Annotated in this window: 8 protein-coding genes and 6 pseudogenes; 12 read left to right on the forward strand and 2 right to left on the reverse strand. The window is 36.2% G+C overall.

Features of this window, described 5'->3' with window-relative positions; all coding sequences use genetic code 11:
• Nucleotides 1-6: 6 nt before the first annotated feature.
• The 8 genes and pseudogenes from pepN (at nucleotide 7) to pyrD (ending at nucleotide 17,011) form a co-directional block, all read left to right on the forward strand.
• Complete coding sequence (gene pepN / locus L3081_RS13105; RefSeq protein ID WP_242286606.1) at nucleotides 7-2,595, forward strand: aminopeptidase N; 2,589 nt, start codon at nucleotides 7-9, stop codon at nucleotides 2,593-2,595.
• A 99-nt stretch (nucleotides 2,596-2,694) separates the two neighbouring features.
• Nucleotides 2,695-2,909, forward strand: a pseudogene (locus L3081_RS13110) (DUF2835 family protein).
• Between the two features lie 417 nt (nucleotides 2,910-3,326).
• Nucleotides 3,327-5,403 (forward strand): annotated as a pseudogene (locus tag L3081_RS13115) (DUF1302 domain-containing protein).
• 60 nt (nucleotides 5,404-5,463) lie between these two features.
• Nucleotides 5,464-6,826, forward strand: a pseudogene (locus L3081_RS13120) (DUF1329 domain-containing protein).
• Between the two features lie 202 nt (nucleotides 6,827-7,028).
• Nucleotides 7,029-8,072, forward strand: a complete 1,044-nt coding sequence (locus tag L3081_RS13125) for a WD40/YVTN/BNR-like repeat-containing protein (RefSeq protein ID WP_242286607.1) — start codon at nucleotides 7,029-7,031, stop codon at nucleotides 8,070-8,072.
• A gap of 91 nt (nucleotides 8,073-8,163) precedes the next feature.
• Nucleotides 8,164-10,489, forward strand: a pseudogene (locus L3081_RS13130) (efflux RND transporter permease subunit).
• Nucleotides 10,490-10,985: 496 nt separating this feature from the next.
• A pseudogene (locus L3081_RS13135) lies at nucleotides 10,986-15,855 on the forward strand (NAD-glutamate dehydrogenase).
• A gap of 144 nt (nucleotides 15,856-15,999) precedes the next feature.
• Nucleotides 16,000-17,011, forward strand: a pseudogene (pyrD, locus tag L3081_RS13140) (quinone-dependent dihydroorotate dehydrogenase).
• Nucleotides 17,012-17,054: 43 nt separating this feature from the next.
• Here the strand turns inward: pyrD and L3081_RS13145 are convergent.
• Nucleotides 17,055-18,029: an S-adenosylmethionine decarboxylase proenzyme gene (locus L3081_RS13145; RefSeq protein WP_242286608.1), complete on the reverse strand. Its 975-nt coding sequence runs from the start codon at nucleotides 18,027-18,029 to the stop codon at nucleotides 17,055-17,057.
• A gap of 275 nt (nucleotides 18,030-18,304) precedes the next feature.
• Nucleotides 18,305-19,969, reverse strand: a complete 1,665-nt coding sequence (gene asnB, locus L3081_RS13150; RefSeq protein WP_242286609.1) for an asparagine synthase B — start codon at nucleotides 19,967-19,969, stop codon at nucleotides 18,305-18,307.
• A 266-nt stretch (nucleotides 19,970-20,235) separates the two neighbouring features.
• Here asnB and L3081_RS13155 point away from each other — a divergent pair, with 266 nt between their 5' ends.
• The 4 genes from L3081_RS13155 (at nucleotide 20,236) to L3081_RS13170 (ending at nucleotide 23,363) form a co-directional block, all read left to right on the forward strand.
• The gene (locus L3081_RS13155; RefSeq protein ID WP_242286610.1) at nucleotides 20,236-20,730 is read left to right on the forward strand and encodes a TlpA family protein disulfide reductase; all 495 of its coding nucleotides are present in this window, start codon (nucleotides 20,236-20,238) and stop codon (nucleotides 20,728-20,730) included.
• A 21-nt stretch (nucleotides 20,731-20,751) separates the two neighbouring features.
• On the forward strand, nucleotides 20,752-20,976 hold the full coding sequence (locus L3081_RS13160) for a DUF4266 domain-containing protein (protein WP_242287040.1): 225 nt from the start codon (nucleotides 20,752-20,754) through the stop codon (nucleotides 20,974-20,976).
• 64 nt (nucleotides 20,977-21,040) lie between these two features.
• Nucleotides 21,041-22,363, forward strand: coding sequence for a DUF3570 domain-containing protein (locus tag L3081_RS13165; protein WP_242286611.1), 1,323 nt, complete (start codon nucleotides 21,041-21,043; stop codon nucleotides 22,361-22,363).
• A 67-nt stretch (nucleotides 22,364-22,430) separates the two neighbouring features.
• The gene (locus L3081_RS13170; protein ID WP_242286612.1) at nucleotides 22,431-23,363 is read left to right on the forward strand and encodes an FAD:protein FMN transferase; all 933 of its coding nucleotides are present in this window, start codon (nucleotides 22,431-22,433) and stop codon (nucleotides 23,361-23,363) included.
• The last annotated feature ends 4 nt before the right edge of the window (nucleotides 23,364-23,367 follow it).

Raw genomic sequence — 23,367 nt, forward strand, 5'->3', positions numbered from 1 at the left:
ATTTTTATGACTCAGTCAACTTCTCGATTTTTAGCGGATTACAAACCCGCATTTTATACAGTACACTCTATTAAGTTAACCGTTGAATTAGATGACACTCAAACGCAAGTTACCAATGAAATGTCTGTATCCCGTCAAGGTGAACATAATGAACCTCTTGTGTTAGATGGAGAACAACAAACCTTACTCTCTATTACCCTAAATAATAACAAGCTTTCACCTGAGCAATATACGTTATCAGAGAATAACGTGACGTTGAACACAAATGAAGACAGTTTTACCCTTACTATTGTGACGCAAATAGACCCTGAAAATAATACGTCACTTGAAGGTTTATTTAAATCAGGAAATGCATTCTGTACGCAATGTGAAGCAGAAGGTTTTCGTCGTATAAGCTATTATTTTGATAGACCAGATGTCATGTCGGTTTTTACAACTAAAATTATTGCAGACAAAACCTTATATCCTTATCTATTATCAAATGGTAATAAAATTGAAGAGGGTGCTCTCGATAACAATAAACATTTTGTCACCTGGCACGACCCTTTCCCCAAACCTTGTTACTTATTCGCGTTAGTTGCAGGTGATTTTGACTTATTAGCAGACACTTTTACTACCTGCTCGAATAGAAAAGTGGCCTTAGAAATTTTTGTTGATAAAGGCAACTTGCATAAAGCCGAACATGCAATGGCTTCGTTAAAAAAATCGATGCAATGGGATGAAGAAACGTTTGGTTTAGAATATGATTTAGATATCTATATGATTGTTGCCGTGGATTTTTTCAATATGGGCGCAATGGAAAATAAAGGCTTGAATGTATTTAATAGTAAATACGTTTTGGCAGATAAAAACTGCGCAACGGATAGTGATTATTTTAATATTGAAGCTGTAATAGCACATGAGTACTTTCATAATTGGACCGGAAATAGAGTTACCTGTCGAGATTGGTTTCAGTTAAGTCTAAAAGAAGGATTAACTGTTTTCCGCGATCAGCAATTCAGTGCAGATATGCACTCGAGTGCAGTAACTCGCATTCAGAACGTACGAGTATTACGTTCACAACAGTTTGCTGAAGATGCAGGACCAATGTCGCATCCTATTCGACCTGAAAAAGTTTTAGAAATGAATAATTTTTATACGTTAACCGTTTACGAGAAGGGTGCTGAAGTTATTCGGATGCTGCATACCTTGTTAGGTAAAGATAATTTTAGATTAGGAATGGATCTCTATTTTAAGCGTTTTGATGGTATGGCCGTTACCTGTGATGATTTTATTAATGCAATGAGTGATGCATCCGGTAAAAGTTTAACGCAATTCAAACGTTGGTATAGTCAATCAGGCACACCTACTATAAGTGTAAGTGAACATTTTGACCCAGAACAAGCTACGTACAGTTTAACCCTATTGCAAAGGTCACCAGTTACCAAAGTACAAGTTGCCCCAGATGCATTGCATATTCCAATTAAGATTGAGCTAATAACAGATAGCAATGAAGCAAAAAATGTACAGGAGTTCATGGTTGAGTTAACAGAAGAATCGCAAGTGTTTACTTTTAGTGGATTCGAATTAAAACCCACAATCGCTTTATTAGCTGACTTTAGTGCGCCAGTAAAAACTGATTTTGAACAGACCGATGAGGAACTATTTACTATCATTACTAGTGCTAAAAACAGTTTTTGTCGATGGGATGCAGGACAAAAATTATTAATGTCCTACTTAAAATCTTTAACTTTAATGCCTGACTTTCAGATACCAACACAGCTTTTAACGTGTTTTACCGATATTTTAGCCTCTGATGAAGATCCCGCTTTTATTGCCGAACAGTTGATATTACCAAGCTTTGATGAAGCAGCAGATATGATTGACGAAGTTAACCCGATAGCGATAGTTTCAGCAATAGAGACCCTCACATTATTCATTGCTCAAGGGTTAGAACAACCTTTATTAGATAAACTTCATTATTGCAAAACGATATTACAGAATAACGAGCTTACTGAAGCCGAGATTACAAGTAATAAAGCTTTAAAAAATATTTGTTTGCATTATTTAGCGCCCCTTGAACAACATACACTGTTGGTGGAACAACAATTTGATGAATCAGACAACATGACTGACTCCCTTGCCGCATTAAGCTGTAGTGCAAAATATAATCTTGCTATTTTTACTGAACAAATGCAAAAGTTTGAGTCTCAATGGCAAGACACGGCACTTGTAATGGATAAGTATTTTTCACTATCCGCTAGCCTAGTTAGTGAGGATATTTATCGTCAATTAAATAACTTAACGGAACATCATTTATTTAGTTTAAAAAATCCTAACCGAGCAAGGTCATTAATTGGTGCTTTTGCAATGAATAATCCTAAATATTTTCATCATAGTTCGGGTCAAGGTTACGAGTTTTTAGCAGATAAAATTGCAGCGCTTAATACGATTAACCCTCAAGTCGCGTCTCGATTAATCACACCACTCATTCAATTTAATAGTTTTGCTAATCCACATAAAGCTTTAATGAAGGAACAGTTAGTGCGATTACAAAACTTACCGAATTTATCGAATGATCTAAAAGAAAAATTAGATGCTTCTCTGGCAATTTAATCTCGATAACCCTTCTCGATAGACTGACATGTGCATTTATTCACATTTCAGTCTATATTTTAAAATAATGATCTAGTATCAAACGAATATAAAACGTAAATGAAGTATTATTTCTCAATAAAGTTATCGGCGAATGAGTTTCTACCCTATTACCGAGGCGAAATTCAATCGATTGTAGTGATGAGTAATTTAGGCACAAAGGTTAAATTTCGGCAATGCATTTGCGAAAGTATTTAACAAGCCATGGCATTACGGGTCATTTTTGTTTAGAAACACAAAATAATAAATTTTTATCCTTAATAAAAATTTCTTAGTTTGTTTTTTTAATACATCTAGAGTAATAGCTTTAAATAGTGGTCAGACCATCGACCGTTTGATTCATGCCTTTTTTTTGTCACAAATAAGCTATATTTCATTAACTTAGTAGAAAGTAAAATCTGTTACTGGTTTTGGTTTAAAACACGCGTTTTAAACGTTTGGCTGTTTTTGGCTGTAAGTTAAATGCAAATCATTATAATACAGTCATTTATCTATTGTTTTTTACACTTGCTACCGAGTTGAAATGATGCAATTATTGTTTAACTGTCAATTGTGAATTAACTATCGCACTTGTTAGTTGATAAATAATAAAACAAATAACGATGTAAGTTTTGTTCAAGATGTTGCTCTAGATGTGCGTAGTCACAGAGTCGCATTACATATTACTTGATTTGCTTCAGGGGAGAGTATAAATGAATAATAACCCTCGCAGGTTTTCTAAAAAACCTTTAGCCGTTGGTATTGCCGCAGCACTTTCAATGACACTTTTAGGCGCAAGCCTAAACAGTGCACAAGCTGCAAGGTGGAATTTTGGCGATGTAGATGTTAGTTTTGATTCTACATTCAGTGTTGGCTCTAGGCGGCGTGCTGAAAACCGTAATTGGAATGACAATGTTGCTAAAGCCAATAACTTAAATAATGGTTTTGATTTTAGTAAATACAACGCCGCATTAAATGCAAATCCGAAAAACGTTACGTTATGGCAGGGAGCAGGTGGTTATTCCTCTAACGGCGATAATGGTAATTTAAATTATGATAAAGGCGAATCTTTCTCCCAATTGATAAAGGGTACACACGAATTAGACGTGCATTATGATGGCATGGGGGTTTTTGTTCGTGGTATGTACTATTACGATTTTGCCATGATGGATAATGACAGAAGTTGGACAAACCCAACTAGCGGTCAGGTTAATAATCCTTGTGATGATAGTGAAGCGAAGAAGCAAGTATGTACGGATATTAGATTACTTGATGCGTATGTTTATGGAAACTTTGATTTAGGCGAAATGCCGTTTTCAGTACGTGCGGGTCAACAAGTTATTATTTGGGGTGAAAGTACACTGATTGGTCATGGTATCAGTGAAATAAACCCGGTAGATATAGCACGCTTAAAAGCCCCCGGTGCTGAGTTAAAAGAAGCCTTTATTCCTTTTGGTGCTGTTTGGGGGTCATTAGGTGTTACGGATAACTTTAATATTGAAGCCTTTTATCAATATTCGTGGGAAAAAACTATTTTACCACCGCCAGGCAGTTATTTTTCTACCAATGATTTTTTGGTGATGGTGGTAATAATAATAATGTTCAACTTGGGTTCTCTGGAAATCCAGACATTGATGTTAACACCCTAATGGCAGGCTTAAATCAAATAGGTGGTTTGTTAAGAACAGGCGCAATTGATAGTGCTACTGCAGGTCAAATGTATTTAGCGTACTCAACTAAAGTTACGCTGCGTTCACCTGGGGAAACGGCAGAATGGCAACCTGATGATGGTGGTCAATATGGTTTACGTCTTTCTTGGTACTTACCTGAGCTAAATGAAACAGAGCTAAGCCTTTATTATGTAAATTATCATAGCCGTAGACCAGTTTTTCTTGGACAAACAGCTAATTATAATGCGGCTTCAATCGGAGCTGATCTTGCTTATATTCTTGGTAATCCTATCACTCAAGATAATCTCTACGATCTTGGCACTTTCTCACAAGTAAAACTGCAATATCCCGAAGATATTAAAATGTATGCGTTAAGTTTTAATACTACATTAGGTGAAACGGCAATAGCGGGTGAAATTAGTTACCGTCAAGATGAGCCACTGCAAATTGATGATGTTGAATTGCTTTTTGCTGCCATGCCGCAACAATTGTATAACGCAGGTCTTCGAGATGATCTAAATAATATTTCCGAAGCCTTAATGATCCTACAACGGGGCAACCATTTGAGTCAGGGATAACTGCAGACGGTTTTGTTTTATCAGATACAGTTCAAGCTCAAATGACGGTAACGCATTTGTTTGGTCCTATGCTTGGAGCAAGTCAATTTGCCGGTGTATTTGAAATTGGTGGTATTAACATTAATGATATGCCTGATGAAGATGTGCTTCGCTTGAATGGACCCGGAACAGCCAGAAATGGAGGTGTTGCAGCAGCACCCGGTTTAGAGTTAGGTTTACAAGATGGGATTGAAACTAATCCATTCCCAACTGATTTTGCTTGGGGCTATAGAGTAATAGCCAAACTAGATTATTCTAACGTTTTCTCAGGCATAAATATGAGTCCGCGCGTAGTGTTTTCTCATGATGTTAAAGGTATCACACCCGATCCATTGTTTTTGTTCATCGAAGACAGAAAATCTGTGGCACTGGGGCTAACGTTAGACTATCAAAGTACTTGGAAAGCAGAAGTAAATTACAACAGTTTCTTTGATGGTGTGGGTACAACTAACCAGATTGAAGATCGTGATTATGTATCTTTAAGTATTAGTTATTCAATTTAAGAAAAGGCAACAACGATGAAAAATCAGATTTTTAAGACTTATTCCTTCAATAAAAGTAGCATGAAGAAAAGTACAATATTATTAGCTGTAACAGTTGCCCTTACATCCAATGTCGCGATGGCAAAAATTTCAGCTGAAGAAGCCGCTAAATTAGGTAATGAACTAACACCTATGGGCGCTGTGAAAGCGGCTAATAAAGATGGTTCTATTCCAGAGTGGACCGGTGGTATTACTAAAGCTCCTGCGGGCTATACCGTAGGTGATCATCATTTAGATCCCTACCCAAATGATAAAGTTAAATTTACGATAACCGCAAAAAATGTTGCAGACTACAAGAGTTTATTAACGCCGGGGCAAGTAAAGTTATTCGAAACTTATCCCGATACGTATAAAATGAATGTTTATCAAACACGTAGAAGTGCATCATTTCCTGAACATGTATACAAGGCTGTAAAAGTGAACTCCACTAGAGCAGAACTTGTTGAAGAGGGTAATGGTATTAAAAATGCAGCTGTGGGTATTCCTTTTCCAATTCCAGAGAATGGATTAGAAGCCATTTGGAACCACATTGTACGCTATCGTGGTGAAGCAATTGTTCGTCAAGGTGGTCAAGCAGCCCCAACAGCATCAGGTGACTTTACTTATGTTGGTTTTGATGATCAATTATTGCTACCTTATGATGTTGAAGGAACAACACCTGCAGCGCTAGAAAATACCAATATTTTGTTTAAATTCAAGCAGAAGGTAACTGAACCGGCACGTTTAGCCGGAACGGCTTTATTGGTACACGAAACGATGGATCAAATTAAAACTCCTCGTCAAGCATGGACATATAACACTGGTCAACGTCGTGTAAGACGTGCGCCAAATGTTGCTTATGATGCCCCAGGGAGTGCATCAGATGGTTTACGTTTGACTGATGATTTTGATATGTATAACGGTGCACCTAATCGATATAATTGGACATTAAAAGGTAAGCAAGAGTTGTTTATTCCTTATAATGACTATCGATTACATAGCGATAAAGTTAAATATGAAGATATTATCCAACCAGGTCATATAAATCCTGAATTGGTTCGATATGAAAAACATCGTGTTTGGGTAGTAGAAGCTAACTTGAAAGAAAATACGCGTCATACCTATAAAAAACGTGTTTTCTATATAGATGAAGATAGGCGGCAAGTTGCTGTCGCTGATATTTATGATAATCGTGATGAATTATATCGGGTAGCTGTTGCTCATGGTTTAAATTACTATGAAGTTCCAACACAGTGGTCTACTCTTGAAGTGTTCCATGATTTTCAATCAAGACGATATGTTGCTATGGGCTTAGATAATGAAGCTAAAATGTATGATTTTTCTGTGGAGTTAGCGGATGATGATTTTACACCAAGCAGCATTAAGACGAGAAGGTAGAAGGTAGAAAGTAAACTCTTTTTATCAAAAAACGGTGGCTGATGCCACCGTTTTTGTTATTACTTCTGCTTAATTTGCTTCTGTTTCAGTTTACTTTTATTATTGTGAATGTACATTTGTAGTTATTGTTCTTTTGTAGTTATTGTTCTTTTGTAGTTATTGAATAGCTTTTTGTCCTTTTTTTGTCATTAATGTCGAGAATTTCAACAATGCGTTTTGTTTCCTTTCCACTTTCTATTATTTTACTTTTAAGCACTTTAGGCCAATTCAGTTATGCTGCTGAACAGCCTGTAAAAGTAACTAGCTCAGCTAATATTAATCCCTCTGTTAAAGCGCGCTTAGCGAGCAAATCCTTATTGTTAGGTATTACCAAGGCCGGACCTGACAAACTTGTCGCCGTTGGTGAACACGGTCATATTATTTTATCGTCAGATGCTGTGAACTGGCAACAAGCAGATGTCCCATTACAAACTACTCTGACAAGTGTGTTTTTTTTAGACGACTCTCTTGGTTGGGCTGTTGGTCATGATGCAACAATATTGCATTCAATTGATGGTGGTTTAACCTGGAAAATACAGCAGTATATGCCTGAACTACAAAAGCCGCTGTTTGATATTGTTTTTAAATCCCCTACTGAAGGAATTGCGATTGGCGCTTATGGCCTAACTTTTCGTACAAATGACAGTGGTAATACTTGGCAAAGTGAATTTCATAGTGAAATCCTTCCACCAAGCGATGCTGAATATATGGCAGAATTAAAAGCAGACGATGAGGATGCTTATTTAGATGAAGCCGCTTTTATCTTGCCTCACTTTAACCGTATGTTTATGGACGGCAGAACACTATATATGGTCGGGGAAGTTGGCTTAATTGTTAAAAGTAATGATTTTGGTAAAAGCCGGCAAGCCTTTGATAGCATTTATCAAGGTTCATTTTTTGATATATCAAGAACGCAGCAAGGAAATTTGCTTGTTGTTGGTTTACGTGGTCATGTTTTTCGAAGCTTACTCAATGGTAGACCTTGGAAATCAAGAGAAACTAATGCAACAGCACTAATTAATGATATTGTACTCAGTGATGACGAACGTATATTCCTCTTAGCCAATAATGGGGTTTTACTCGAAAGTATTGATGATGGACAAACTTACCGTTTGAAAACACAAAGGGATGGAAAATCATTAATCGGCGGCATTTGGTTTAAAGGGCAATTAGTTGCTGTGTCTGATGTAGGCATAAAAATAATCTCTTTATAAATAAGTCTAATAATAATATCTAAATGATTCTAAAGTTTAGAATTTGATTAGATAAAAACGTAAACCATAAAAAGTTGGGTCGTAAAAAATTATGAAAATTTCTCTCGCAAACCGTTTAGAAGTAGGTCTGTTTCGTCATAAATTTATTGTATTGATGTTGTTTGTGCTTGTCAGTGCATTTTTGCTATTTCAAGCAACACAAATAAAGTTAGGCGCATCATTCACTAAAAATATCCCACTTAACCATAGTTATATGAAAACTTATCTAAAGCATCGGGAAAATTTTGGTGGCGCAAATAACATTTTAATTTCTGTTTGTAATAGTGATGGCGACATTTTTACACCAGATTTCTTTGGTGCGTTGAAAGGGGTTCATGACAAGTTATTTTTTATACCCGGCGTGGATCGTATTCAAGTTAAATCTTTATACTCTCCAAGTACTCGATTTGTTGAAGTGGTAGAAGATGGTTTCGCAGGGGGCCCCGTTATTCCCGCTGATTTTCAACCAAACGAACGTGGTTTAGCAACAGTTAAAGCCAATATTGAAAAAGCGGGCATTGTCGGCAGTATTGTTGCAGATGATTACAGTTGTGCCATGGTTAAGGCTTCTTTATTAGATTTTAACCCAGAAACAGGTGAAAAACTTGATACGCTAATTATCGCTGCTCAACTTGAGGAAGAAGTGCGTAAACCCTTTGAAAAAGATAATATTACCGTTCATATTATTGGTTTTTCAAAGATGGTTGGGGATGTTGCTGAAGGAGCGAAGGGTGTTGTTACATTCTTCCTCATTGCTATTGTTATTACCGCTATCATGGTTTACTTTTTCTGTCATTCTGTCAGTTTAACCTTATTACCTATTTTATGTTCTTTAGTTGCCGTGATTTGGCAAATGGGAATGTTGTCTACACTGGGTTTTGGCTTAGACCCTATGTCAATCTTAGTGCCTTTTTTAGTGTTTGCTATTGGTGTAAGCCATGGTGTGCAAATGATCAATTCTGTCGTAAAACAAGTCAGTTTAGGTGTTACGAGTCAGGCTGCTGCACAAATAAGCTTTAGAGCATTATTAATTCCAGGTGGGATAGCGTTATTATCTGATACAGTAGGTTTTATGACCTTACTGTCAATTGATATAGGCATTATAAAAGAATTAGCAATTACCGCATCTTTAGGTGTTGCTATGATTATTTTAACTAACTTGATTTTATTACCCTTGTTGGTTTCATATTTAACAATTACACCGAAAGACAGAAAGAATCATGCGGGTAATATTGGCGAAGGGAGTGGGTTTTGGCGCTTTATGGCCAGTTTCTCAACAAAGAAACCGGCGCTTATCATTTTGTTCTTCACTGTCATTATTTACGCCGCCGGATTTCTTAATTCCCAAAATTTAAAAATTGGAGAATTACATGCAGGAGCGCCTTGCTTTGCATGAAACATCACGATATAATCAAGATACCTTTCTTATTACCAATCGTTATGCCATTAGTGTTGATTATATGTCAGTTATTATTGAGTCAGTACCTGATGCGTGTACTTATTACGAGACAATGGATACTATTGATAGATTTCAATGGCGTATGGAAAACGTTCCTGGAGTTCAATCAGCTGTTAGTTTAGCCTCGATTTCTAAATTAGTTAATGCAGGTTACAATGAAGGTAATCCTAATTGGCGTGTTATTCCTCGCAACAAACAAACATTAGTGCAATCAATTGCTCGTATACCGTCCTCAAGTGGCTTGTTGAATAGAGATTGTAGCGTTATGCCGGTGATTTTATTTTTACAAGACCACAAAGCAGATACCATTGAGCGTGTTGTGAATGAAATTAAAATAGCGGGTAAGGAACTGGGTAGTGATCAATTACAATTTAAATTAGCCTCAGGGCCTGTCGGGGTGATGGCCGCGACTAATGAAGCAGTAGCAGATGCGCAATTACCTATGATGTTGTATGTCTATGGTGCTGTCATTGTTTTATGTTTATTGAGCTTTAGAAGTATCAGAGCCACAATCGTCGTCGTGTTACCATTATATGTGGTTTCAACATTGGCTCAATGGTTAATGACGGTATTGGATATTGGTTTAACTGTGTCAACCTTACCAGTTATTGCATTAGGTGTTGGTATTGGGGTTGATTATGGTATTTATATTCTATCAACCATGAGTAGCGAATTAAAAAATGGTGCCAATGTACATGATGCTTACCTTGCTGCATTGAAAGAGCGTGGGAGTGCCGTGTTAATAACAGGGGTTACACTCGCCATTGGTGTATCAACTTGGTTCTTTTCTGATTTGAAATTCCAAGTAGACATGGGAATACTACTAACCTTTATGTTTTTAGTGAATATGTTAGCCGCTATTATCGTGTTACCTGCCTTAGCTGCATTTTTATGGCCGAATAAAAAAGCTAAAGTTTAAAGCGTTTATTTACTCTTAATCAGAAGTCTTCACAGCCATTAGTTTTATAAGCTAATGGCTTTCGTTTGCAGCTTTAGCAATTCCTGTATAAAAATCATCGTAAGAGGTCAAAATAATAAAAAATTTATTATTATTTTTTACTGTTATTTATACTTTTTTATTATGTGATATTTGCATATTTAAACGCTAAAAAGTCCTAAACAAGTATTTTTATTTACCCCTACTGCATAAACCTCAATTGCTTTAAAAATAACACCTTAGTTATGTACAATTAATTTCGTAGTTAAGTGAAAATAATTCTCGCAATACCTTAAATTTCTACATAAAATCTGTACTATACTATAAAAGGTTTTACTTATGGTTTTACGTGATACTTTATATAGTGATTATGAATAGTGTCATTTGGCATATTATTAGAAAAATAAAAACAATATTTTAATTCAATTATTACAAGCTTTCTTTTTAACCTTCGATAAAAAAAGCAAAGGAAAATAGCATGGCGTTAGTGAATGGTTCTCCCTCCGTTATACTCAAAAACGTAGCAGAATTGATAAAGAAAAAAGTACCTTCCGAATCTGCAGACTTAGTTGCACAATTTGCAACCCTCTTATATAAAAACATCTCGTCGCTTGATTTAACTGAGCGAAATGAGAGTGATATGTATGGTGCAACATTAAGTTTGTGGAGTGCATTTAATGAGCATACAGATAAAGAACCTGTTATCCATGTTTTTAACCCGTCAGTAACTAAAAATGGTTGGAAATCAAGCCATACTGTTATCGAGGTGATTGTTAAAGATATGCCATTTTTGGTTGACTCTATACGTATTGCGCTAAATCGTTTGGGACTTTCACCTCATCTTATTCTTAACTCTCCTTTAAAAATTGTCAGAGATAAAGATAAAAATATCATTGAAATGGCGTCAAATATCGATAAAAAAATTAAAGCGACGTCACAAGAAACCGTGTTTTTTATTGAAATTGATAGCCAATCAAGCCAACAAGAACTTGATAATATTAAAGAAGAGCTACTTAGTGTTGTAAAAGACATCACCTTAACGGTTGATGATTGGCAGCCTATGCTTGATCAACTAAATAACACCATTGCTGAAGTCACAAAAGGTAAATTACCCGGTGGTAAACAAGCTAAAGCAGACACAATAGAATTTTTAACATGGCTTGCCAATAACAATTTTACTTTAATGGGCTATCGTTCTTATGATGTAGAAGCAGTCAAAGGTGATATTAAACTCAAAGCGAAGGTTGAATCTAGCCTTGGTTTGTTAAAAAATTCTAATACAGTTAAAAGTCGCTTAATATCTACGTTAAGTGCTTCAGGTCGTGAAGTTGCTTTGGGTAGTAACCATCTTATTCTGACTAAAACCAATTCTCGTTCTCGAGTTCATAGACCCGTTCAACTAGATTATATTGGTGTGAAACGTTTTGATGATAAAGGTAATGTTATCGGAGAAGAGCGTTTTATCGGCTTATTTGGCTCTTCATACTATACGAACAGTGCTTTAGACTTACCACTAATTAAATCTAAAGTGCAACAAGTGTGTGATTCATCTGGTTATGCACATGGCACACACGCTTATAAAGCGCTCATTAATATTTTAGAGACTTTCCCTCGTGACGAAATACTGCAAAGTAATGTTGTAGAGTTATTACAAAACGTGTTAGGCATTTTCCAAATGCAAGAACGTGATTATTGTGGCTTGTTTGTTAGACGAGATGCTTTTGATCGTTTTTATTCTTGCATGGTGTATGTACCTCGTGAGCGTTATACCACTAAGTTACGTCTTGAAACTCAGCTTTTACTACAAGAAGCCTTTGGTAGTGATGAAGAAGTTGAATTTACCACTTATTTTTCTGAATCAGTGCAAGCGAGAACGCATTACATTGTTAAAGTTAAATCAACAAAAGCAGATATTGATGTGAAAGAAATTGAGAAGAATTTAAATGAAGCTGCGCGAAATTGGGATGATAAATTAGCTAGTGCACTTGCCGCAAATAAAGGTGAAGTAGCCGCTAAAGCATTATGCAATAAATACATTAAGTTTCCACAATCATATAAAGATGAAGTATTACCGGGTTCAGCAATTGTTGATATTGAAAAACTGGAAAGAGTTAGTTTTTCTGATAGTTTAGAAATGTTATTTTATCAACCAGTTGAAGAAAGAGCGGGTAGCCGTTTCGTTAAATTAAAACTGTTCCATAAAGGTGATCCTATTCATTTGTCTGACATTTTACCGATGTTGGAAAATTTTGGTTTGCGAGTTATTGGCGAAAGTCCATATGCGATCAGAACTTCTGAAGGGGAGACTTTTTGGATATTAGATTTTTCTATGCTACTAAACGGTAATAATGCTTTTGAAATTTATACCGTACAAACGCTTTTCCAAGAAGCATTTGCTAAAGTATGGGAAGGAGACCTTGAAGATGATGGCTTTAACCGTCTTATTTTAGGAGCAGGGCTAAGAAGGACGCAGTGTTTCAATTTTACGTGCTTTTGCAAAATATGAACGTCAAATTGGTGGTCGTTTTAGTCAAAGTTACATTGAAGATGCCTTTGCGCGTTATCCTGATATTGCGCAGTTATTAATTAACCTCTTTATCGGGCGTTTTGATCCAAACAATACATCAAGTGACAGTGCAAAAGAAAAAGCACATACCAAACTTTTAGAAGCTATAGAAAGTTCATTAGATAATGTGGCTAACTTAGATGATGATCGAATCATTAGACGTTTTGTTGAAATGATTTTGGCAACCATCAGAACTAACTACTTCCAAGTAGATAAATTAATGGGTGAGAAATCTTATATCTCATTTAAACTCATTCCTTCAAAAATTAGTGAGATGCCACAACCTGTCCCTAAATTTGAAATATTTGTCTATTCGCCTCAAGTTGAAGGGGTACATTTACGCGGTGGTAAAGTCGCGCGTGGTGGTTTACGTTGGTCTGACAGACGAGAAGATTTCCGAACAGAAGTACTCGGACTAGTTAAAGCACAGCAAGTCAAAAACAGTGTTATTGTACCTGTTGGCGCAAAAGGTGGTTTTGTTTGTAAACAATTACCTAATGGAACTCGTCAAGAAATATTTGAAGCAGGTAAAGAATGTTACCGTACCTTCATACGAGCGTTACTTGATATAACTGATAACATAGTTAACGGTGAAATTGTACCGCCAATTGATGTGGTTCGTCTTGATGAGGATGATGCTTACTTAGTGGTTGCCGCCGATAAAGGTACAGCAACATTTTCAGATATTGCTAACGGTATCTCTGATGAGTATAACTTTTGGTTAGGTGATGCCTTTGCTTCAGGTGGTAGTGTGGGCTATGATCACAAGGCAATGGGCATTACAGCTCGTGGTGCTTGGGAATCTGTTAAACGCCACTTTAGAGAAATGGATATTGATTGCCAAAGTACTGACTTCACCTGTATTGCAATTGGAGATATGGCAGGTGATGTGTTTGGTAATGGTATGTTGTTATCGAAGCATATTTGTTTACAAGCTGCCTTTAACCACATGCATATTTTTATTGACCCAACGCCTGATTCAGCAAAATCTCACGTTGAACGTGAACGTTTGTTTAACTTACCAGGTTGTAGGCGGGAAGATTACAATAAAAAATTAATTTCTCTTGGTGGCGGTATTTTCAGCCGTCATGTTAAATCAATAGCATTAACACCACAGATTAAAAAAATGTTAGGCACACAAAAGCAGTCACTATCACCTAATGATTTAATTCAAGCTCTTTTAAAAATGGAAGTTGATTTGTTATGGAATGGCGGCATAGGTACGTATGTTAAAAGCTCGAAAGAAACACACCTTGAAGTGGGTGATAGAGCAAATGATGCCTTAAGAATTAATGGATGTGAGCTACAAGCTAAAGTAGTAGGTGAGGGCGGTAACTTAGGCTTTACACAACTTGGCCGAATTGAGTTTGCAGCCAAAGGTGGTCGTATTAATACGGATGCCATTGATAATGCAGGTGGCGTTGATTGCAGTGATAATGAAGTTAATATTAAAATATTACTAAATAGCCTCGTACAAAATGGTGACTTAACCGTTAAGCAACGTAATAAACTACTTTATGATATGACCGATGCTGTTGGCGATTTAGTGATTGAAGATTGCTATCGTCAAACACACTCGTTATCGATTACGGCTATGCGTGGTGTTAACCAATTAAAAGAGCAAGTTCGCTTTATTCAAGAGTTAGAACGTACAGGTAAACTTGACCGAGCCTTAGAATTCATCCCTGATGAAGAAGAAATTGCACACCGATTGTCTAAAAACATTGGCTTAACTCGCCCTGAATTATCAGTGTTACTTGCCTACAGTAAAATGGTGCTAAAAGAAGATCTTGTTCACCCTGAAATAACGGATAACCCGCATCATAATCAGTTGTTGATCAATGCGTTCCCTCAGCTATTACAAGATAAATATCAAGATCAGATGCAGCAACACCCGCTTAGAGCCGAAATAATTGCGACGAAACTTGCAAATAAAATTGGTAATGACATGGGCTTTAACTTTGTTAACCGCATGAGAGAAGAAACAGGCGCGACTGTTGTTGAAATAGCGAACAGCTATACAATGGCTTGTGCTGTGTTTGAGCTTGAAGAATTTTGGAAGAAAATAGAGGTATTAAATAATAAAATTTCAACCGCTATTCAAACTGAGATGTTATTCCAATACCGTAGAACAGTTCGACGTGCAACACGTTGGTTCTTACGTCATCGCAATAAATCCTTGAGCATTACACAATCAATAGAATTGTTTAAACCAACATTTGCTATTATGTCGGAAAAACTTAATAGTTTTATTATTGAGCGTGAAGGCAAAGAACTAAAACGTGTTGAAGATGATTTAATTGCTGCCGGCGTACCTACGGATATTGCTGTGCGTATTTCACAATTAAGCACAATATTTTCTGCCTTAGATATTACTGAAATTGCAGAAGAAGATGGTAGGGACGTTGAGTTAGTTGCGAACTTATACTTTAAACTTGGTGTGCGATTAGAGCTTCATTGGTTCTTGGATCAAATTACCCGTCAACCAGTGGGTAATCACTGGCAAGCACTGGCAAGAGCATCGTTTAGAGAAGAGTTAGATTGGCAACAACGTTCACTGACTTCTGTCGTTTTACATTGTGACTGTACAGCCAAAGAAGAAGATATTGATAATATGCTTGATACTTGGGTTGATACAAATTCACAACCACTAGAACGTTGGAAACACTTGTTGTCTGACTTTAAAGTGGGGCAAACCCATGAGTTTGCCAAGTTCTCCGTTGCTTTACGTGAATTAATGTTGCTTAGCTTAAACTGTCAGAGGTTAATTAAAGAAAGTTAATCTTTTACTCGTAAAAGCAATGTATATAAAATGCGGAAACTGATAAAATCCTCGCGCGACTAAATTCTTTACTTTAGTAAAGTTATTTAAGTCAAACGGGGATTTTTTATTGCTACGTTGTACACTTAACTAATTTGAGGTTTTATGTTTTATCCGGCTATCCGTAAGGTACTCTTTCAATTTGATGCTGAAACTATTCATGAGTTGACTATTAAAGGCTTGAAAAGCACCGGTTCATCACCTTTAAATGCTTTTTATAAGCAACGCGTAGCTGAAAAGCCTGTTAAGGTTATGGGAATAACATTTCCGAATCCGTTGGGATTAGCAGCCGGGTTAGATAAGAATGGTGAATGTATTAATGCATTTGATGCCATGGGGTTTGGGTTTATCGAAGTTGGCACTGTAACGCCTCGTCCACAACCAGGTAATGATAAACCACGTATATTTAGACTACCAGAAGCTAATGCGATTATAAATCGTATGGGTTTTAATAATAAAGGCGTTGACTACTTAGTATCACAAGTACGTTCGGCCAATTTTTCGGGTGTGCTTGGCATTAATATTGGTAAAAATAAAGATACACCAGAAGAAAAAGCAAAAGATGATTATATACACTGTATGCGAAAAGTTTATGACTTTGCTACGTATATCACTGTAAATATATCATCACCCAATACACCAGGCTTGCGAGCATTACAATACGGTGATGCGTTAAATGAACTATTATCTGCGTTAAAAATAGAACAAAGAAACCTAGCTAAACAATATAATAAATATGTACCTGTCGCTGTTAAAATAGCCCCGGATTTAACAGAAGAAGAAGTACTTTCTATAGCACAATGCCTTTTAGATAATGAAATTGATGGCGTTATAGCGACCAACACTACCTTATCTCGTGAAGGTGTAGAGCAACTTCAACATGGAAATGAACAAGGTGGGTTAAGTGGTGCACCTGTAAAAGAGAAAAGTACGACGGTTATTCGTATATTAGCGAAAGCACTTGATAATAAACTTCCTATCATTGGTGTTGGAGGCATTGCTTCGAGTGATGATGCTAATGAAAAATTAGCTGCTTGGTGCCGGCTTGGTTCAAGTGTACACTGGCTTTATTTATCAAGGTCCGCCACTGATAAAATCAATAGTAAATGGATTATAGTTAAATAACTTATTTAACTTATTAAAGTGTTAATGTGAGTGTGTTAAAGGGTTTTATTATCAGTAAAACCTTCGCCTTCAAGCGTTAATGCTACGGGTTCAATAAAGTCAACTTGCGGTAAGATAAAATTTGCAAAATTTATTTTATAACCATTAGGAAGGGTCGTTTCTACCAAGGTTTTACTTACATAATTTGTCTTTCTATATGGCAACGTTTTAGCTGAAAATTCAAATTCATTAAAGCTTAGAATATCAAATGATAACGGGTTTAAAATATCAATAAATAGTGGTGCAAAAGCAATCAAGTCGATATTAGATTCAAAGCTGATATAACTACTGTTTGCTTGAGGTGTTACATGAATTGTTAAATATTTATCATCTTTTATCGCATTCAATGAATAGCCATAGGGTTTAAAAACAAAATCATCAATAATAAAGTCAGGTAGTATTGTCTCTAATGACAAAAATTGCCGTATTTCTTTTGCAGAAATACCTGACGTCGTTAATAGCGCAGAAGCTTTTTCACTTATTTGATAAGCTATAAATTCATAGGATTTATCTTCAGGATTTGCATTAAATGCGTTGTCGTAATTAAATAAATAATTATGGTGCCCATCAAGTTCCCCAAAACGATAAACACTTCCGTTTAGGTATTGTGATAATTGTTTTATATCATCACTAAAACAACTGGGTTGAGCATGGGCGAAATATTCGTTTTTACGTTGATAGGTTAGTTGCTGTATTTTTTCTTTACCAATGTGTTCAATGAAGTACTCAATCGAATTAACAAGTTGTGTTTCACCACAGGTTAAAATCAACAGTTTATCATGCCAAACAAATAAACTTGATTCTGAAAGTAAGAATGCTTTGCATTGCCCGTTATTTGTCGAAGACAGTATTTGAGCATTACAGCGCATAACAAGTACTTGCCAAAATTCATCACTAATGTCATTTAATAATGATATTTGACTTCTATCAACTTGAATCTGTGCTTTCTTTTCTGCGCCTTCAAAAAACAATGGGTAATCCTCTTTTACTGTCTTTAGTCAGTATTTGAATAATGTCTATTTATAGAGAGAAATGGATTCTAGTATGTTATTCAAGGCATAACAAATATATTTATTCATATTTGTATTAGTATGTGTTGATTTAATAAAGGGGGTCAGAGCTTTGATAGTACGCAGGAAATAACGTAATTGGTTTGGTATAAAAACTAGGTTGAATCAATAATGAAACAACCTAGTTTGTGTCTATATTTAGTCTAATATGGCAATATTATAACGAATAATTAAACTTAATAACTTTCGTTATGTACACTTAAAACAGCACGACCCGAAGGATCGGCATTATTACTAAAACTTTCATCCCAAGCAAGTGCCTCTTGTGTACTACAAGCAACAGATTTTCCACCAATAACACAATCTGCAGCAGAAGGTAACGGGTATTTTTCTTCAAAAACACAACGATAAAAATACGCTTCTTTACTGTCTGGTGTATTAACTGGGAATTTAAATGCAGCACTTTCCAATTGTTGATCGGTAACTTGTGATTCTACATAATCTTTTAAACCATCAATCCAAGAGTAACCTACACCGTCAGAAAATTGTTCTTTCTGGCGCCATAAAATTTCTTTTGGTAAATAGCCTTCAAAGGCAGAGCGTAAAATGGCTTTTTCCATTTTACCATTACCACACATTTTATCTTCGGGATTGATGCGCATCGCAACGTCCATAAAGTGTTTATCTAAGAATGGAACGCGGGCTTCAATCCCCCAAGCAGACATTGATTTATTAGCACGCAAACAGTCAAACTTATGAAGACGATCAAGTTTACGTATAAGCTCTTCATGAAATTCTTGTGCGTTAGGCGCTTTATGGAAATATAAATAGCCACCAAAAATTTCATCAGCACCTTCACCAGACAATACCATTTTAATACCCATAGCTTTGATCTTACGAGCCATTAAATACATGGGTGTTGAAGCGCGAATGGTGGTTACATCATAAGTTTCTAAGTGATAAATCACTTCTTTCAGTGCATCAATACCTTCTTGCTCAGTAAAAATAACACTATGATGAATAGTACCAATGCTGTCCGCAACGGTTTGTGCTGCTATAAGATCAGGAGAGCCTTCTAAACCACAGGCAAAGGAGTGTACTTTAGGCCACCAAGCTTCACTTAAATCGTTTTCTTCAATACGACGTGCAGCAAATTTTTGCGTAATAGCAGAAATTAACGATGAATCTAAACCACCTGAAAGTAACACACCATAAGGTACATCAGTCATTAAGTGACTTTTTACCGATTCTTCTAATGCTTCACGAATTTTAGTTTTGCTAGTTGTATTGTCTTTTATCGCGTCATACTTTTGCCAGTTACGTTTATAATAACGTTGTAATTCGCCAACGTTACTATCAAAAATATGTCCAGGAGGAAATTCACTAACGGTTTTACATACCGGCATTAACGCTTTCATTTCAGAGGCAACATAAAAGTTACCGTCAGCATCATAACCTGTATACAATGGAATAATACCAATATGGTCACGTGCGATTAAATAGGAATTATTTGTTTCATCATAAATAATAAACGCGAACATACCTTGTAATTTGTCAACAAAGTTAACACCATGTTCTTTGTATAAAGGCAGAATTACTTCACAGTCAGAGGCTGTTTGAAACTCATAATCAACGGTTAATTCACTCGCAAGCGTTTTATGATTATAGATCTCACCATTGACGGCTAAAACGTGGGTTTTATTCTCGTTATATAGGGGTTGAGCGCCATGCTCAGTATCAACAATAGATAAACGTTCATGCACTAAAATAGCATGTTCATTATTGTAAATTCCAGACCAATCAGGTCCACGGTGACGTAAAAGACGAGAACATTCTAAAGCTTTTGGACGAAGTGCATCAGCACCTGTTTTTATATCTAATATACCAAAGATCGAACACATTGAAGCGCTACTCCTTTAATTAATAGTAAGTCAAATTGTGAGAGGATTAGTGCAACAACACTAATCGCTGAGTGACACTGTGCCAGTTCGACAAAAAAAAGCAACCATAATCTGAATAATTACGTAATTTAATTACTATTTGTCTATATATTAACAAATTTAGGTAAATTTAAGAAAACTTATCTTTTTTAAGAATTCGTTAAGAAACCGATATTAAGATGTGTTTTAATTATGAAATTATATAACTTTTTCTATCGGGTGCTACATTGCAACATTCATTAAAAAAACTCTATATCGTCTTTTTTGTACTGACCATATCTTTGATCAATATTACTAAGGGGTACGCTCAAGATATTTTGAACAGTCAAGCTGCTCTTGAACAAGCATTAAGTGAACATAAAGGCAAAGTGGTTTATATCGACTTTTGGGCATCATGGTGTGGTCCTTGTCGAAAATCATTTCCTTGGATGAATACAGTCCATGAAAAGTACAAACAACAAGGTTTTAGTGTTATCAGCATTAATTTGGATGCAGATAAATCATTAGCCGAAAAATTTCTAGTTGAAACGCCGGCAAATTTTTCTGTTATTTATGATCCTAAAGGCAAAATAGCAAAACATTTTAAAATACAAGGTATGCCAAGCAGCATGCTTATTGGACGAGATGGTAAGATAAAATCTCGACATACTGGATTTTTTACTAACAAAATTTCTACATATCAAGAAGAAATAGAACAATTATTAGCAACTCATAACGAGTAAAACAGACAGGTGAATTAAATGATGAAAACAAAAATACAACGTATGTTACTCATTTCAACGTTTATCGCGATATCAGGCTGTTCTAGTTTAGGCGTAGAACCATGGGAACGTGACTTACTAGCAAAAGATGAAATGTCTTTAAATGCCGATCCTGTAGATGCGGCACTTGATGACCATATATATTTCAGTAAAGAAGCATCTAGTGGTGGTAAGGGGTTTGGCGGCGGTGGATGTGGTTGTAATTAATATCACACGTTCTGTCGTCACGTTTTAGTAAATACCCTAAGAACAAATAACTGGTAAGCATAATATGAAAAGTAATATAGATAAAATAAATATCAAATCAGCATTAACCGTTGCTACCGTGGCACTGTTAGGCACAAGTAGTTTAGCGCAAGCTGAATCTTCTGTAACGTCAAGTGCCCAAGATAGTTCATGGGAATTTGACAGTGCATTTTTGTTCTACAGTGAAGTAGACAGAGTGAGTGCAGGTGAGGCGATTTTAAATGCTAAAAAGACGTTTGATAACGACGAGATATTGAATCTTAAATTAACTATTGACACGTTAACTGGTGCATCAGCAAATGGTGCGGTAGCTCAACCTACCGTTCAAACTTTCACTCGTCCTTCAGGCAACGGTCAATATGATATAGCGGCAGGTGACACACCACTTGATGATACTTTTCATGATACTCGTGTTCAACTTAATGGTCAGTGGACCCAACCTTTAGCACCTGATTATACGGCTAGTGGCGGATTTCATATTTCTAAAGAATATGATTATTTATCTTTAGGTTTAAATGGCAATATAGCCGTTGACTTTGATCGTAAAAATTCTACATTTTCTGCAGGTTTTAGTTATTTTCAAGATACGTTTACACCAGAAGGGGGAATTCCAAAACCTTTAGCTTCTATGCTTATAGGGGATAGCGATTCCTCAACGTGGGACGAATCCTTTGCTCAAAGTAGAATGGGTAGCGAGGATGACAAAACAACAACAGATATATTACTTGGTTTCACCCAAGTGATTAATCGTAGAATGTTAATGCAGTTTAATTATTCTTACTCAATGGTAGATGGTTATTTAACTGACCCTTTTAAAATATTATCAGTCGTTGATAATACTGGAAAAGCGCAAGATTATTTATACGAGTCACGGCCTGACTCACGTGTTAAACAAAGTGTGTTTGCTCAATCCCTTTATCATTTTGATTCCTCAGTATTAGATGTGTCTTATCGATATATGTGGGATGATTGGGAAATAACTTCTCATACTATTGACTCGCGTTTTAGAATTCCATTAGGGGATGGTTTTGGTAAAGAAAGTTACATACAACCACATCTAAGAATTTACCAACAAAGTGCTGCTGATTTTTACCGTCCTTTTATTACAGACGGGGAAGCATTACCGGCTTTTGCGAGTGCTGATTATCGAATAGGTGAAATGACAGCGATTACAGTTGGATTCAAATACGGTATGTTGGTAAATAATGGGCATGAATTATCATTTCGATTAGAGTATTACCGTCAAACACCGACAAATGCGGGTTTTGATGAACCGGGTGTATTAAATGATGTTGAACTTTATCCAACCGTTGATGCTATTATAGGACAAGTAACTTATTCATTTTAGTGTTGATTGATTAATCTGCAATAGAATGCGATTAAAAATTTTCACCTGTGTTTAATTAGAGTCTTAATTGAAAAATACTAGAACAGTTAACTTAGAAAAAAACGAAGACAGCTATAGCCTTAAATTTAATGCTATGGCGAGTCCTTGTGAAGTTATTATACAAACATCGAATGAAGAACTCGCTGTAAAGCTTGGTAAACTCGTGTCGGCTGAAGTTTGGCGTATTGAAGATAAATATAGCCGATACGATAACCGTAGTCTTTGTTGTGACATTAATAGCAAGGCAGGGCAGTCAATTGCAATAGATGAAGAAACCTTTCAACTATTAAGTTTTGCTGATCAATGTTATCAGCTGAGCGAAGGTTTATTTGATATAACCTCGGGTGTTTTACGCAAAATTTGGTCTTTTAATTCTCAAACAGAATCTAGGTCTAATTTCCCTACAGCTGCACAAGTTAACGAGACCATGCTAAACGTAGGTTGGGATAAAGTTAATTTTGATCCCAAACAAATAACGTTAGCCGAAGGAATGGAAATAGACTTTGGTGGTATTGGTAAAGAATATGCGGTTGACCGTGGTATTATTGTAGCTAAAGAATTAACCAATCAACCAGTATTAGTGAACCTAGGCGGCGATTTGGCTGTAACGGGTGCTAGGCTTAATAATGAAACATGGCAAGTGGCTATAGAGCCACCAGACATCGATAGTGATCATACTAATGACTATGAAAAAACCATTGATATGATCGTTTCGCTCAAAGCAGGCGCACTTGCTACCGGCGGTGATTCAAAACGTTTTCTAATTAACAAAGGTAAACGTTATGGGCATATACTCAATGCTAAAACTGGTTGGCCTATTTCAAAAGCACCACGTTCGATAACTGTTGTTGCACCGCAGTGTATTCAAGCGGGGATACTTGCAACATTTGCTTTATTACAAGGGTGTGATGCCGAAGAATTTTTAACGAACCAAGAGATTAAATTTTGGGCAAGAAGGTGATGTA

The sequence above is a fragment of the Colwellia maritima genome, from assembly GCF_022669015.1.
GTDB classification, from domain to species: Bacteria; Pseudomonadota; Gammaproteobacteria; order Enterobacterales; family Alteromonadaceae; genus Colwellia; species Colwellia maritima.